Source organism: Synechococcus sp. PCC 6717 (assembly GCF_022698185.1).
In the GTDB taxonomy this organism is placed as follows: Bacteria; Cyanobacteriota; Cyanobacteriia; order Thermosynechococcales; family Thermosynechococcaceae; genus Thermosynechococcus; species Thermosynechococcus lividus.
This window is the reverse complement of the sequence record NZ_JAKLTV010000002.1, coordinates 75,709-89,956: the sequence shown is the minus strand read 5'-3', so window position 1 is coordinate 89,956 and position 14,248 is coordinate 75,709. Positions and strand designations below refer to the sequence as shown.

Sequence of the window (14,248 nt, the reverse complement as noted above, 5' to 3'; positions counted from 1 at the left end):
TAACTCCTATCCTGACAAATTTGCGCGAGCCTGTGCACAGGGCTGAGGCAGATACTTCTACCCCAACCCCTAGGTGGCTCAAGGCGGCAGAACGTCTAGTAGGTCTCGACGTGCCAGCGACCTTCTTTTTTCAGGGTGCCTTTGAGGAAGTCTTGCCAGTCAGCGCCGTTTTTCGCGGCGGCAGCGGTCATGGCTTCATCAATGCCCGGCTCCATGCCCTTTAGACCACACATATAAACGTGGGTATTCTTCTTCTGAAGCAGTTGCCATAGTTCGTCGGCGTGTTCGGCAATACGGTTCTGGATGTACATTTTGCCGCCATCGGCGGTTTTTTGCTCGCGACTAATGGCGTAGGTGAGCCGGAAGTGATCGGGATACTGCTGTTGTAACTCTTCGAGTTGCTCTTTGTAGAGAATGTTAGCTGTGTAGGCAACGCCAAAGAAGAGCCACGCTAAGCCTTTAAACTGATAGTCTGCATGCTGCTCTTTRAACATCCGCCACAGGAAGGCGCGGAAGGGGGCAATCCCTGTACCGGTGGCCAGCATGATAATGGTTGCTTCGGGATCATCGGGGAGGAGCATTTCCTTACCGACAGGGCCGGTGATTTTGACTTCGTCTCCGGGTTGCAGCTTGTTCAGGTAGGAGGAGCACACACCATAGACGGTTTCCCCCGTTTCCTTGTCTTTGTACTCTAATTGGCGCACGCACAACGAGACGGTTTTATCGTCTAGGTAATCGCCATGGCGGGTGGAGGCAATGGAGTAGAGGCGCAGTTTGTGGGGTTTGCCGTTGGCATCGGTGCCCGCTGGAATAATGCCAATACTCTGACCCTCTAGATAGCGTAAATCGGTGTTGGAAATGTCAAAGACAATGTGCTTGACGGTGCCTTCACCGCCTTCTTTGACTAATTCTTCGTTAGAGATGACTTTGCCGATACAGGGATTGTTGGGGCGGTAAATATTGACGGGAATATCAACTTTCTTTTCTTTTGCTGGTTGAGGTGCAGCGGCTTCAGGAGTGCTAGGAGGGGTTGGCTGGGTATTAGCCTGTAAAGGAGCAGAGCCATCAAGGGGTTGAATGCTGATGATTTTGCCTCCCCAGCGGCTAATTTGCTGCATAAACTGGTTCATGCGCTCATAGGGGACGTTAAAAAATTGGCTGCCACTGTTGCGAATGGAATGATTCGTTTTATCGGTTTCAGCATTTTGCCGCAGTCCTACCACTTCATAGCGGAACACCCGACTGCCAAAGTTGGTCGCGTTATACATTGGTTACACCATCTCCAAAAATCATTAACTCAGCTTTACATTCTGCAACAGAACGTCCCAACCGCGATACTCAATTACGTTTCGGCGACAGGAATGACCCTTTTTACTGCTACCGCAGATTTTTGGCCACACATATTATACCGACCTCAGGCAACGGCTAGGGGTGCTGATCCGCTTGCTGGCGGTACCTGAGGGGKTGGTTGAGGTCATTCACGGCAGTGGGGTAGGTTTGAATACTGTAGCGATCGCGCCCGGAGCGTTTGGCATGGTACAGAGCCGCATCTGCACTGGCGATCAGCTCAGCAATGGGGCAATCGATAGAGCTGGCGGTGGCAATACAAATTCCTGCGCTGAGGGTGAGGTAGGGTTGCACTGGGGAGGCCGCGTGGGGAATGTTGAGACTGCGAATGTAGTTAAAAATGCGCTGCAGGACGCAGATAGCGACATCATGGTGGGTTTGCCGCAACAGGAGAACAAATTCTTCGCCGCCATAGCGCGCCACCAGATCTGCCTCGCGCACTTGGGATTGGATGGCTTTGGCAACCCGCTGCAAGGCGCGATCGCCCGCCAGATGCCCATAGGTGTCGTTGTAGAGCTTAAAGTGATCGATATCGAGCATGGCAACTGCTAGGGGCGTAGAGTGGCTGTAGGCTTCGTGCCATCCATGGCGTAACCCAGCTTCAAAGGCGCGCCGATTGGCTAATTGGGTAAGGCTGTCGCGATGGGACATACTCTGGAGGTAGCGGTTCTCGGCCTCTAGGGCGTGCTGTCGTTGCTCTAGTTCAACGATCAGGGCTGTTTGTCGAGCCATCTGTTGTTGCAGTTTTTCAAATTGATACCGCTGTTGAATAAACGCTTGGAGGAACTGCCGCTGTTTGCGCACCCGTAATAGAATGAGGGGAGACTTTAGAAAGTGAATGCCAACGGCTTCGACTTCAATTTTCTGCGCCTGATTTGCTGCTTGCTTCAGAACTAAACTACCGGGTACCATTGTGGTGGCCTGCTGCCAAAGTTTTAGGTTCTTCTGCAATTGCTCTATTGGAGTGGCCACCAAAGTTGCAATGGATTGACCGAGGAACGGATCGCCACTGCACCGATGGTTGTCTTCAATACGACCAAAAAATTCGCGGGCAGCGCTATTGATCGCTAGAATCTTGCCTGCGCTATCGAGCACAAGGATTGGCTCTGGCAGCAGCTCAATCCATAGCGCTAAGCCTGACGTGCTATCCATCATTGCCCCTGCTGTTAACGACTTTGCAAACTATCACTCGTCTTTTGGCTGCTCTAGTTTGTAGTACTCTCGGCCTGTTGCTGCTTGAGCGGCTGCTGAGGGGCGGGTATAAACCACGACGCGACAGCCCTGATCACCGTTCGCGATCGCCCCTTCAATGCAAACTTTGGCATAGCCTAGGTGGTGGGCGGTAATCACGCCAAAGACATTGGAGGTCATCATGCATAGGGATGGATGCCCCACAACCCCACTGCCCAAAGGACAGCGGTGATTGCCAAGAACAATGCGATCGGCATCTTGCTCGACAATAAAAAACTGTCCTTCAATGCGCTTTTTCAGATCAACAAGAATTTTGGCGACAACTTCCGGCGGCATGAGGCGATCGCCCATTGCCTCTTGGTAAATTTGATTGATCTCATTGCCCATCTGCTGCCCCACAAGGGCAATGAACCCCGAGGCATCGTCAACTCCCACAACTTCCTCAAGGGTACCGGCGAGATAGCTCAGCAAACTTTGCATGAAACTAGAGAGCTTCAGGTTCACCTCAAGGGTGTTAGCATTAAAATTGGCCTCAGAAGAGGTGGTACCCGCAGTAGCCATAAGCGCCTATAACGTGTTTTGTGGTGTTTTTGGTTATGAAAAATTTATAGGAGTGATGTGGGCGGGCTAAAACCCCTCCGCTTTAGCGAGGGGATACAGCCAACTCAGGGGGCTTTAGCCCTCTCTATGTGTTAAACTAGAGACGTGGAAAGTAGGCGTATCAACTACGCGAAGAAACATCCTAGTACGGAGAAATCCCGGCAAGTAAGTCACTACAGCTTTGGCGGCAAGCCTAAACCACTGCAAGCAATGGCAGGATGTTGAGCGTATCGAATTGGCTAGTGTTGAAAAGCGCGAAACCACGAACCGAAACATAAACGTAGTCCCAATAGCAGGAATGCTTGAGGTGAGTAGGGGGTCTTTGACTGCCCCCACCCGCATTAAGTTGTGGGTGACAGCTCAAGGGAAAAGCGAAGCAATGCGGCTTCAGCCCGTTGCGTAGCATCCTTTGGGAATCCCCTCTCTTTCAAGGAGGAGAGAAGTCAAGGCAGAGCAAAGCGGGATGTGAGTGCCTAATTGTCCCACATAGGAATAGGGCAACAAGCGAGGCAGCGCAACAGCGGGGAGTATGTTACAACTGTAGCTAGCGCTTTCCTTGAAGTTTTTAGAACGTTCTCTTGAGATGGCTAACTGATTTCTCGGAGCACCGGATCATTTCTGGGTGCATAGGTTATTGCAAATAAAATTCCGTCTCAATTCCTTAACCCCCTGTTTTTGCCCCCTTGGAAGACTACCTTGGATAGCCCAGCCCTCTTCCCTTCTGAAGCACCCAAACGCAAGCCAGTTGTCATTTGTGTGGATGATGAACCAGCCGTATTGGAAAGTTTGCGCATTGAGCTGCGGCGAGCCTTGGGTGAAGACTGTCTCATTGAAACGGCAGAAGATGGCGAGGATGCTCTTGCTCTGATGAGCGAGCTTCAGGAAGACGATCACGAAATTGCGCTTGTGCTGTCGGACTATATCATGCCCAATATCAAAGGGGATGAATTATTGGCACGGATGCATCAGATGTCTCCCAATACTCTAAAAATTATGCTCACCGGCCAAGCCAACCTAGAAGCTGTGGGCAATGCTCTCAAGCTGGCAAAACTCTATCGTTACATGGCAAAGCCGTGGACTCCTGAAGACTTAAAGGTAACGGTGTTAGAGGCTGTGCATAGTTACCTCCAAGATCGGAAGCTAGACGAGCAAAACTATCGCCTACAACTCCTCAATGAGCAACTGCGGCAGGCCAATATTGAACTAGAGCGGGTTGTGAATGAGCAAGCAGCCATCATTGCTGCCCGTACCGCAGAGCTACAAGCAGCCAATAAGGAGTTGATGCACTTGTCGGTGACCGATCCCCTCACTGAGTTGCCCAATCGGCGTTATTTTGATGCTTACCTGCGCCAAGAGTGGCTTGCAGCGATTCGCGATCGCCAGTTCCTGTCTCTGATTCTGGCGGATGTGGATTATTTCAAAGCCTACAATGATCACTATGGGCACCATGCCGGGGATCTGTGTCTTCAACAAGTAGCACAAGTGCTGCAGCAGACAGTGCAACGCCCGCGGGATTGTGTGGCTCGCTACGGCGGTGAAGAGTTTGTGATAGTGTTGCCTCATACTGACCTTAGCGGCGCAGAGCTGATTTGCCGTCAGATACAGCACGCCCTTCAACAGTGCCACATTGTCCATGAACATTCGCAGGTGAGCCACTGTGTGACCCTCAGTTTCGGTGTGGCTTCCCTCATCCCCCTTGGGGTCGCTTCCCCCCTAGAGTTGTTTAATGCTGCGGATAAGGCGCTTTACGATGCCAAACGCCAAGGGCGTAACTGCATTGTTGTGAATTCAATCAATAATTCTCCTACAATCCCTTGCTAATGCTTATGCAAACCCGTCTTCTTGGCCGCACAAACCTGCAGATCACGCCCCTGATTCTGGGCACGTGGCAAGCCGGTAAACGCTGGTGGGTCGGCATTGACGACCAAGAGTCCATCCGCGCGATTCGTGCTGCGGTTGAGGCGGGGATGACCACCATTGATACCGCAGAGGTGTATGGGGATGGTCACTCGGAGCAGATCGTGGCTGCTGCGGTTGGCGACTTGCGCGATCGCTGTGTGTATGCCACCAAGGTTTTTGCCAATCATCTGCGCTACCCAGAGGTGATTGCTGCCTGTGAGCGATCGCTACGCAACCTCAACACTGACTACATTGACCTGTATCAAATTCACTGGCCCTCAGGTTCCTTTGGCACTGAAGTTGTGCCCATTAGTGAAACCATGCAAGCCATGGTGGAGCTACAGCAAGCGGGCAAAATTCGAGCAATTGGGGTATCTAACTTTTCCCGTGCCCAACTCCTTGAAGCCATGCAGTATGGCCGCATTGACAGTGTTCAACCACCTTACTCTCTCTTTTGGCGCTGGGCAGAGACGGAATTAGTGCCCTTTTGTATTGAGCACGACATTACTATCTTGGCTTACTCCGCCCTAGCCCAAGGGTTACTGACCGGGCGTTTCGGTGCCGAGCACCGCTTTGCTCCTGAGGACAACCGTGCCAAAAATCAACTGTTCCAAGGGGAAACCTATGCCCGTGCCCTTGAAGCCATTGAACTGATGAAACCCATTGCGGCCAGTCTTGGCACAACGGTCGGTAACTTAGCCTTGGCATGGCTATTGCATCAACCGCAAACCTGTGCCATTGTGGGTGCTCGCCATCCAGAGCAGGTGCTCGAAAATCTCAAGGCAGCGGAACTGAGCCTCGATCCCTCAATTCTAGAGATGCTCGATGATCTGAGCCAGCCAGTGATCGCCACCCTCGACCCCAGCAATCCGGTAATGTGGAAGTGGTAACGTCGCAAAGGCTGAGTGTCTATGGGAACTATGCTCACAGTCGGGGCGATCGCCCTGTATCTGTTTATTGCAATTCGCTTTTGGCAACGCTTTGATCGCACTTACTATAGTCAATCGCGTTTTCTGCTCAGTGCCCTGTGGTTACCTCTGTTACTCAATGCCTCTTACCGCGAAAACTTTCGTCGCGCCTTACTGAGTTAGAGTGGCCACGTGCATTTGGCTGATTGGTGGCACCAGTGACAGCCGCTGGTTGGCCAACAACCTGCTCAAGGCTGGTTATACCTGCTGGGTAACCGTCACCACCGACGAGGCGTGTACCCTATACCCCCCCCATCCCCGCCTCATCTGCCATGGGGAGCGCTTAACGCCAGACACAGCTCGGCAGTTGGTTCAGCAGCAACAGGTTCAGGCAATTGTGGATGCCTCCCATCCCTTTGCCACAGCGATTTCCACCCTAGCCATGGGGCTGAGCCGGGACTTGCACCTCCCCTACCTACGATTTGAACGTCCCGATTACAGCCTTGAGCGACCCAACTGTATCGATGTCGAAACCTTGATCCAGAGCCATTCCCTTGTGGGTGAGCGGGTGCTGCTGACTATTGGCAGCCAACTCCTTGCTGCGTTTGCCCCTTTACAAAAAAGCGCCACCCTGTTTGCGCGCATTTTACCCACCCCTAATGCCCTAAACCTTGCCCTAGAAGCGGGGTTTGCGCGGCAGCAACTGGTGGCCATATTTCCACCGGTTTCGCGGGAGCTAGAGCGCGCCCTCTGGCAGCACTGGCAGATTACCACGGTTGTCACCAAAGCCTCGGGCACCGAGAGTGAACAGATCAAACAGGAACTCGCGCAAGAGCTAGGGGTCACTCTCATTACCTTGCAGCGGCCAGCGATCGCCTATCCCCAGCAAACGGCGGACTGGGCGGGGGTAGTGGCCTTTCTAGAGCAGCTAACGTGATGCTCGCTCTGCCATGGGCACGTAGGTCTGCTGATGGGCACCGGTATAGATTTGGGTGGGACGGTAGATGCGATTAGTTTCCAATTGTTCTTTCCAGTGAGCTAGCCAGCCAGCCACCCGGGCGATCGCAAACACCGGCGTAAACAAATCACTGGGAATCCCGAGGCGACGATAGACCAAGCCAGAGTAAAAGTCCACATTGGGATAAATCCCCTTATAGCTCAGGTACTCGCCCACCACCTCCTCCAGCTTCAGGGCAATCTCGTAGTAGCGATCGCCACCAAACTTATCAAACAACTGCTCCGCTAACTTTTGTAAAATCGTTGCCCGCGGATCCTTCACCTTATAGACACGATGGCCAAAGCCAGCAATTTTAATTTTATTGTCCACACACTTTTGCACATAGGGACGGACATTCTCAACACTGCCAATTTCCTCAAGCATATTGATCACATCCTCATTTGCCCCCCCATGCAACGGCCCTGCTAGCGTACCCACCGCCGATGCCACCACAGCGTATGGATCGGTGAGGGTTGAAGCCGTCACCCGCGCCGAAAAGGTTGAGGCATTCATCGTATGCTCAGCATGGAGAATTAAGCAGATATCAAACACCCGCGCCGCAAACGGATCAGGCCGTTGCTCATTGAGCATATAGAGAAAATTAGCCGCATAATCTAGCTCATCGCAGGGCATCACCGGGTCATTTCCCTTGCGGATCAACTGGAAAGCCGCCACCATCGTTGGGATTTTAGCTAACAGACGAATAACTGCCGCGCGGATATAGGCCGGATCATCCAGTGCCCGCCGCGAGTAAAACAGCCCTAAAGCTCCCGCTGACGCTTGCAGGGCATCCATCGGGTGGCCACTATCTGGAAAGCACTTCATCATATCGCGGATGCGGTACTTAACCCGGCGATGGTAGGTAATATCGTGCTCAAACGCCGCCAACTCCTCCTGAGTCGGCCAATACCCCCAGATCAACAGGAAAGAGGTTTCCAGAAACGTACTTTTTTCCGCCAGTTCTTCAATAGGGACACCGCGATATTCAAGAATACCCGCTTGGCCATCCACATAGCTAATAGCCGATTGGGCAACGGGAATACCGTCAAGACCGGGACTAAATTCACAAGCAACCATGCTGGGGTGTCCTTAGTGGCAACAAATCTCTATCAATTCTAGGAGACAGTGGGGAAATGATGTTTGTATGTTAAGCTGCACCCCCCCCATTCCTCCAAACTTTTGCTAAGTTTTGCAGCGGACGAAAACGTCACTGTTACGATCGCTAGTCAGAGGCTCGTTGCCCCTGCCTACCCTCACACCAAGGACTGTCACCTATGAAACTTGCCTACTGGATGTACGCTGGGCCTGCTCACATCGGCACCCTCCGCATTGCCAGTTCATTTCAGAACGTCCATGGCATTATGCACGCCCCCCTTGGTGACGACTACTTCAACGTCATGCGATCCATGCTCGAGCGGGAGCGCGACTTTMCCCCCGTTACCGCCAGTATCGTAGATCGCCACGTCTTAGCCCGCGGCTCCCAAGAAAAAGTCGTCGATAACATTACCCGCAAAGACAGCGAAGAGCATCCTGATTTAATTGTTTTAACCCCCACCTGTACCTCCAGCATTCTTCAAGAAGACTTACAAAACTTTGTCCAGCGCGCCAGCCTCAGTACCACTGCCGATGTCATTTTGGCGGATGTTAACCACTACCGCGTCAATGAACTCCAAGCCGCCGATCGCACCCTCGATCAGATTGTTCAGTTCTATATCGAAAAAGCCCGCCGTCAGGGTACCCTCAGCACAACCAAAACCCCAACCCCCAGCGTTAATATTATTGGCCTCACCACCCTAGGCTTCCACAACCAGCACGACTGCCGCGAACTCAAACACCTCATGGCCGATTTGGGGATTCAAGTGAACCTTGTCCTGCCAGCCGGTGCCTCGGTACACGACTTAGCGCGGCTGCCTCAGGCCTGGTTTAACCTTGTGCCCTACCGAGAAATTGGCGGCCTCAGTGCCCAGTACCTTGCCAATGAATTTGGGATGCCCAGCGTCACCATCACACCGATGGGCGTGATAGAAACCGCTCGCTGCATTCGCGCCATCCAATCCGTCCTCAACGAGCAAGGGGCAGATGTCAACTATGAACCCCTGATTGAGCACCAGACCCGTGACGTTTCCCAAGCTGCTTGGTTTTCTCGCTCCATTGACTGCCAAAATCTCACCGGCAAAAAAGCCGTCGTCTTTGGGGACAACACCCATGCGGCTGCCATGACCAAAATCCTGACCCGAGAAATGGGAATTCATGTGGTGTGGGCAGGCACCTACTGCAAGTACGATGCCGACTGGTTTCGCGCAGAAGTGACTGGCCTGTGCGACGAGGTGCTGATTACCGACGACCACACCGTTGTGGGTGATGCCATTGCCCGCGTTGAACCGGCTGCCATCTTTGGCACCCAAATGGAACGCCACGTTGGCAAACGCCTCAATATTCCCTGCGGAGTCATTGCCGCGCCCATCCATATTCAGGACTTTCCAGTGGGCTATCGTCCCTTTTTGGGGTACGAAGGCACCAATCAACTGGTGGACTTAATTTATAACTCCTTTACCCTCGGCATGGAAGACCACCTCTTAGAAATCTTTGGCGGTCACGACACCAAAGAAGTGATTCATAAAGGCTTGTCGGCAGCAACAGATTTGACTTGGACAACGGATGGCTTAGCGGAACTGAATAAAATCCCCGGATTTGTTCGCGGTAAAGTCAAGCGCAACACCGAAAAATTTGCCAGGGAGCAGGGCATCACCGAGATCACCGTGGAGGTACTCTATGCGGCCAAGGAAGCGGTTGGCGCGTAGCCTGCCCACAAGCTAGTCTTTAGGGCGTATGTTCCCTCGGTAGTCCTGCAAAGAAGGGAGATGACCTAGCCTTGCCCTTTGTAGCAGAACAGTGTCACCATGATCGGTAATAGAACCGTAAAAGATAAGTACTATGGCCATCAAAAACTCTCCCGAAGTTCCCCGTAGCCGTTGGATTGGCAATGTACTGCTCCTACTGGGGTTTGGTTTTTTATTGATTAATCTGTTCTTCCCACAACTATTTTCACCGCGCCCTCCCCAAGTGCCCTACAGCATGTTCATCCATCAGGTCCAAGAAGGGGAGGTGCAACGCGCCTACGTTAGTCAAAACGAGATTCTCTACCAATTAAAGCCTGAGGGAGACAAGCCACCCCAAGTTTTGTCCACCACACCCATCTTTGATTTAGAACTGCCAAAACTTCTGGAGTCTCAAGGGGTAGAATTTGCTGCTGCACCGCCACCAAAAAACAACTGGATTTTTAACATCTTGGGGTGGGTGATTCCACCAATTGTGTTTGTGCTAATTTTTCAGTTTTTTGCCAATCGGCAAGCGGGGGGAGGTGCCCAAGGTGTGCTCTCCATCAGCAAAAGTCGCGCCAAAGTCTATGTACAGGGGGATAACGTCAAGATTGGCTTCGACGATGTGGCGGGTGTTGAAGAGGCAAAAACAGAACTGGTGGAAATCGTTGATTTCCTCAAAAATCCCCAGCGCTACATCCAGATCGGTGCCCGGATTCCCAAGGGGGTATTGCTGGTAGGACCACCGGGAACGGGTAAAACCCTGTTGGCCAAAGCCGTTGCGGGGGAGGCTAATGTACCCTTTTTCTCGATTTCTGGCTCTGAATTTGTGGAATTATTTGTGGGTGTGGGGTCAGCGCGGGTGCGGGATTTGTTTGAGCAGGCCAAGAAACAAGCCCCTTGTATTGTCTTCATTGATGAACTGGATGCCATTGGTAAGTCCCGCTCCAGCAGCGGTTTCTATGGTGGCAACGATGAGCGCGAGCAAACCCTCAACCAGTTACTAACGGAAATGGATGGCTTTAATGCTGCGGAGGCGACGGTCATTGTGCTGGCGGCAACGAACCGACCTGAAAGCTTAGACCCAGCGTTGCTGCGCCCGGGTCGCTTTGATCGTCAAGTACTCGTCGATCGCCCCGATCTCAGTGGCCGGGAAGCAATTCTCAAAATCCATGCCAAAAAAGTCAAATTATCCCCCAGTGTTGATCTACGGGCTATTGCCACCCGGACACCGGGCTTTGCGGGGGCAGACTTGGCCAACCTAGTGAATGAAGCTGCCTTGCTGGCGGCTCGCAATCACCGCGAATATGTTGAGCAACAGGACTTTGCTGAAGCCATTGAACGCATTGTTGCGGGCTTAGAGAAGAAAAGTCGCGTCCTCAGTGACAAAGAAAAAGAAATTGTTGCCTACCATGAAGTGGGGCATGCCTTGGTGGGCTATGTCTTGCCGGGGAGTGGTCGGGTTGAAAAAATCTCTATTGTGCCGCGGGGGATGGCAGCCTTGGGCTATACCTTACAGCTGCCGACGGAAGACCGGTTCTTACTCGACGAGAAAGAGCTTCGCGGTCAAATTGCTACACTGCTGGGGGGGCGATCGGCAGAGGAAATTATCTTTGGCAGTGTGACAACCGGAGCAGCCAACGATCTCCAACGTGCCACCGACCTCGCCGAGCGCATGGTTCGTAGCTATGGCATGAGTAAAGTATTAGGTCCCCTTGCCTTTGAAGAGCAGCGGGCCAACTTTCTTGGGAACGGGGCAATGCTGCGTACTGTCAGTGAGGAAACAGCCCGAGCCATTGACCGGGAAGTCAAAGATATTGTGGAAACGGCTCATCAGCAGGCTCTAGAGATCCTAAAGGCAAACCGCGATCTCCTAGAACGAATTGCTAAGGTACTCCTTGAAAAAGAGGTTGTTGAGGGGGCAGAACTCCACGAGCTACTCGCAGAGGTCAAAAACCCGGTTGCAGCCTAAGGGCAGGGAGCATCAGGTGACGCTGAAACCATCCTACTGGCCTTATCAGGGTATTTTTCAATGATCAAATAAAAAACTCGCCCCTTGTGAATCGCGTCAAATTAGCTTAGGGTGGGTAAGCGTAGCGATATGAGTATGCATAAATACCTAATTCGCTCTCCTAGAGCATTGCCGCTGCATAGTCTCTGGTCTGGCTCGATACCATCTTGTAGTCATTCCCTGCTGCTGGCAGGGCTAACGTTGGAGTTGTCGAGGAATGAACCGTGCCACCGCTCCCTGTATTCCTCTAATGAGGGGTAAGACCAAGATTGAACTAAACCAATAGGAGACAGTATGAAAACATTAGCACGCTTGGGCGTTTTGGCAGGGCTGATGAGTAGTTTGTGGCTGGCACCAGCCATGGGCGGTTACCACGTGGCCACTGCCTTGCCCGAAGAACAAGTGCTGCGGATTTTAAATAATGTTCCCGTTTTCATGATTACCAACGATAAAGGGGAACCCCTCACCTTTGAGATTCCTAATCCTCAGGATCAAAGTAAAAAAGTTCAGGTGTTTACTTTCTTTATTAATCAACAGGATGCTCAAACGGCACTCAATACCATCAAGACCCAGCAACCGGACGTGGGTCGTGTCGCCCGGGTTTCAGCAGCAGCGCTCAGTGGCGCTCTGAAAATTGCGATTGAAAGCCAAAAGAACCCTGCGGTCGGGGTGGATATTATTCCCTCCAGTCAGCAACTTCAAGCCGCTGTGGATATGCTCAAAAAAAGTGGTGATCTGGTCGAGCGGGATGGGCGTATTCTCACCAAGAATGGGCAGCCGTTTGCTGGGGGAACACCGTTATTCTTTTTAGCCGATACCAAGACTGGCAACCCAATTGCAGTGGAAGCTCAGGTGCGGGAAAATGGCCAAACCCGCACGCAGCGGTTTATTCCCTTTTACTTTGATAATGCTCAACTGCAACGAGAGGTGGATCAAGCGCGGCAGAAACGACCCGAGCTTGCGCGGGATACAGGCATTCGGGTGATTATGCTAGACAGCTTGGTCTCGACGATGCTCTCGAGTAATGATCCGGTGGCGGGGCAAATTCAACTGATTCAAACCCCTGATGCGATCCAGTTTGCGGTGCAACAGCAAGGGGGCAGCAACCAAGCGGGAAATCGCTAGGACAAGCTCATGCCCTTGCCGCGCTTTTGGCTAGGTTGTATTGGTTGCGTCCTTTTGGTCAGTCTGCTGTGGGGGTGTGCATTGCCCCAGGTGCGGGCTGAAGATCGGCTCTTTTTGAATGTTAGTGTTGAGTACCGTGGCGAACTTAGCCTGCCTGCGGGTACCCTCGTTGACGGTACTGTGGTGGGGGGGATATCAGGGTTGACCTATGACCCCCAGCAACAGCAGTTTTATGCCATTAGCGACGATCGCCAGCAGCCACGCTTTTATGGGCTGGCGCTCTCCTTGCCGTCAGCGGTTTCTACCTACGAGGGAGCCATTGAGCCAAAGTTCGTGACCTTTTTGACGCAGGCCAACGGTGATCTGTATCCTGCCAATACGGCGGATACGGAGGGGATTGGCCTTACCCCTGACGGTCGTCTGATGATCAGTAGTGAAGGGGTGACTGCCACGAGCAGTTTGCCGTGGATTAAGGAGTTTGTCCTAAACGGTCAGCAAGAGCGGGCGTTACCGATTCCGGCCTATTATTTACCAGAGGAGACAGGGCAAAAGGGCATTCGTAATAATCTTGGTTTTGAGGCACTCACCCTCTCCCCGACGGGCGATCGCCTCTTTGTCGGGGTCGAGTCTGCCCTTAGCCAAGACCTTCGCCCCAATCAGCCAATCTATTGTCGGCTGCTGCACTATTTGCGGGGGGATGTGCTGCCAGTGCTGTTAGCGGAGCATGTGTACCCCCTTGATCCGGCTCCAGCGGGGTCAATTGCCAATGGCTTGGTGGAGCTGCTGGCACTGGATAATGGTGGCCATTTTCTCAGCTTGGAGCGCACCTACAGCCCCCAGAATGGCTATGGCATCAAACTCTTTGAAATGTCCCTTGCGGGAGCCACCGATACCCTCGGCATGGCCATATTGCCTGTAGATTTACCATCGCTGCAGCCGGTGCGCAAACGCTTAATCCTAGACTTGACGACCTTGGGAATACCATTAACCAATCTTGAAGGGATGGCCTTGGGATATCCCTTTGCCGATGGATCGCGATCGCTATGGATCATTGGCGACAATAATTTTGATGCTCAGATTCCTACCCAAGCATTGGTATTTCGAGTGCAATTTTGAAAAGCCATTTGAACACCGAGGCAGCAGTTTCCTGTGGCTGTTAATTCAGCTCAAGTTGAACAATTGTAACGTTTGCGCCCACTCCCTGAGAGCGATCGCTAGAATTAGAAGTAATTTTTGGTGTTTTCCATTTAGGGGCTGCCTGATACCCAAACGACGTGCGGTCGCGGGTAGCGATGCCTGACCTAGGGTAGCCTGAAATCCCATATTGGTTACGCTTTTGGTGTCTCATGTG

The 14,248-nt window shown here is 52.4% G+C and carries 12 protein-coding genes; 8 read left to right on the top strand and 4 right to left on the bottom strand.

Annotation, left to right across the window (positions count from 1 at the left end):
- Window positions 1-95: 95 nt before the first annotated feature.
- From cpcD/petH to L5470_RS02975, 3 genes are all read right to left on the bottom strand, one after another.
- Complete coding sequence (gene cpcD/petH / locus L5470_RS02985; protein ID WP_099798368.1) at window positions 96-1,268, bottom strand: bifunctional rod-capping linker CpcD/ferredoxin--NADP reductase PetH; 1,173 nt, start codon at window positions 1,266-1,268, stop codon at window positions 96-98.
- 157 nt (window positions 1,269-1,425) lie between these two features.
- On the bottom strand, window positions 1,426-2,502 hold the full coding sequence (locus L5470_RS02980) for a sensor domain-containing diguanylate cyclase (protein ID WP_499498063.1): 1,077 nt from the start codon (window positions 2,500-2,502) through the stop codon (window positions 1,426-1,428).
- A gap of 30 nt (window positions 2,503-2,532) precedes the next feature.
- Entirely contained in the window at window positions 2,533-3,099 is a 567-nt protein-coding gene (locus tag L5470_RS02975) for a methanogen output domain 1-containing protein (RefSeq protein WP_499498061.1), read from the bottom strand.
- A gap of 735 nt (window positions 3,100-3,834) precedes the next feature.
- Between L5470_RS02975 and L5470_RS02970 the strand changes: the two genes are divergently transcribed.
- The 4 genes from L5470_RS02970 to L5470_RS02955 are packed head-to-tail and all read left to right on the top strand — an operon-like array spanning window position 3,835 to window position 6,882.
- A complete protein-coding gene (locus L5470_RS02970) occupies window positions 3,835-4,959 on the top strand; it encodes a GGDEF domain-containing response regulator (RefSeq protein WP_499498059.1) in 1,125 nt (374 codons plus the stop codon).
- A gap of 5 nt (window positions 4,960-4,964) precedes the next feature.
- On the top strand, window positions 4,965-5,927 hold the full coding sequence (locus L5470_RS02965; RefSeq protein ID WP_099799949.1) for an aldo/keto reductase: 963 nt from the start codon (window positions 4,965-4,967) through the stop codon (window positions 5,925-5,927).
- Between the two features lie 21 nt (window positions 5,928-5,948).
- A complete protein-coding gene (locus L5470_RS02960) occupies window positions 5,949-6,128 on the top strand; it encodes a hypothetical protein (RefSeq protein ID WP_099799582.1) in 180 nt (59 codons plus the stop codon).
- Window position 6,129: 1 nt separating this feature from the next.
- Window positions 6,130-6,882: a cobalt-precorrin-6A reductase gene (locus tag L5470_RS02955; protein WP_499498057.1), complete on the top strand. Its 753-nt coding sequence runs from the start codon at window positions 6,130-6,132 to the stop codon at window positions 6,880-6,882.
- On the opposite strand, the gene L5470_RS02950 is transcribed toward L5470_RS02955, so the two are convergent.
- The gene (locus tag L5470_RS02950; protein ID WP_448514860.1) at window positions 6,874-8,019 is read right to left on the bottom strand and encodes a citrate synthase; all 1,146 of its coding nucleotides are present in this window, start codon (window positions 8,017-8,019) and stop codon (window positions 6,874-6,876) included. The genes L5470_RS02955 and L5470_RS02950 overlap by 9 nt on opposite strands.
- Before the next feature lie 197 nt (window positions 8,020-8,216).
- Between L5470_RS02950 and bchB the strand changes: the two genes are divergently transcribed.
- The 4 genes from bchB (at window position 8,217) to L5470_RS02930 (ending at window position 14,013) form a co-directional block, all read left to right on the top strand.
- Window positions 8,217-9,743: a ferredoxin:protochlorophyllide reductase (ATP-dependent) subunit B gene (gene bchB, locus L5470_RS02945; RefSeq protein ID WP_499498055.1), complete on the top strand. Its 1,527-nt coding sequence runs from the start codon at window positions 8,217-8,219 to the stop codon at window positions 9,741-9,743.
- A 133-nt stretch (window positions 9,744-9,876) separates the two neighbouring features.
- Window positions 9,877-11,733 (top strand): ATP-dependent zinc metalloprotease FtsH, encoded by a 1,857-nt coding sequence (gene ftsH4 / locus L5470_RS02940; RefSeq protein ID WP_099799586.1) that lies wholly within the window; start codon window positions 9,877-9,879, stop codon window positions 11,731-11,733.
- 333 nt (window positions 11,734-12,066) lie between these two features.
- Window positions 12,067-12,897, top strand: a complete 831-nt coding sequence (locus L5470_RS02935) for a Tic22 family protein (protein ID WP_099799587.1) — start codon at window positions 12,067-12,069, stop codon at window positions 12,895-12,897.
- 9 nt (window positions 12,898-12,906) lie between these two features.
- Complete coding sequence (locus tag L5470_RS02930; RefSeq protein WP_499498053.1) at window positions 12,907-14,013, top strand: esterase-like activity of phytase family protein; 1,107 nt, start codon at window positions 12,907-12,909, stop codon at window positions 14,011-14,013.
- The last annotated feature ends 235 nt before the right edge of the window (window positions 14,014-14,248 follow it).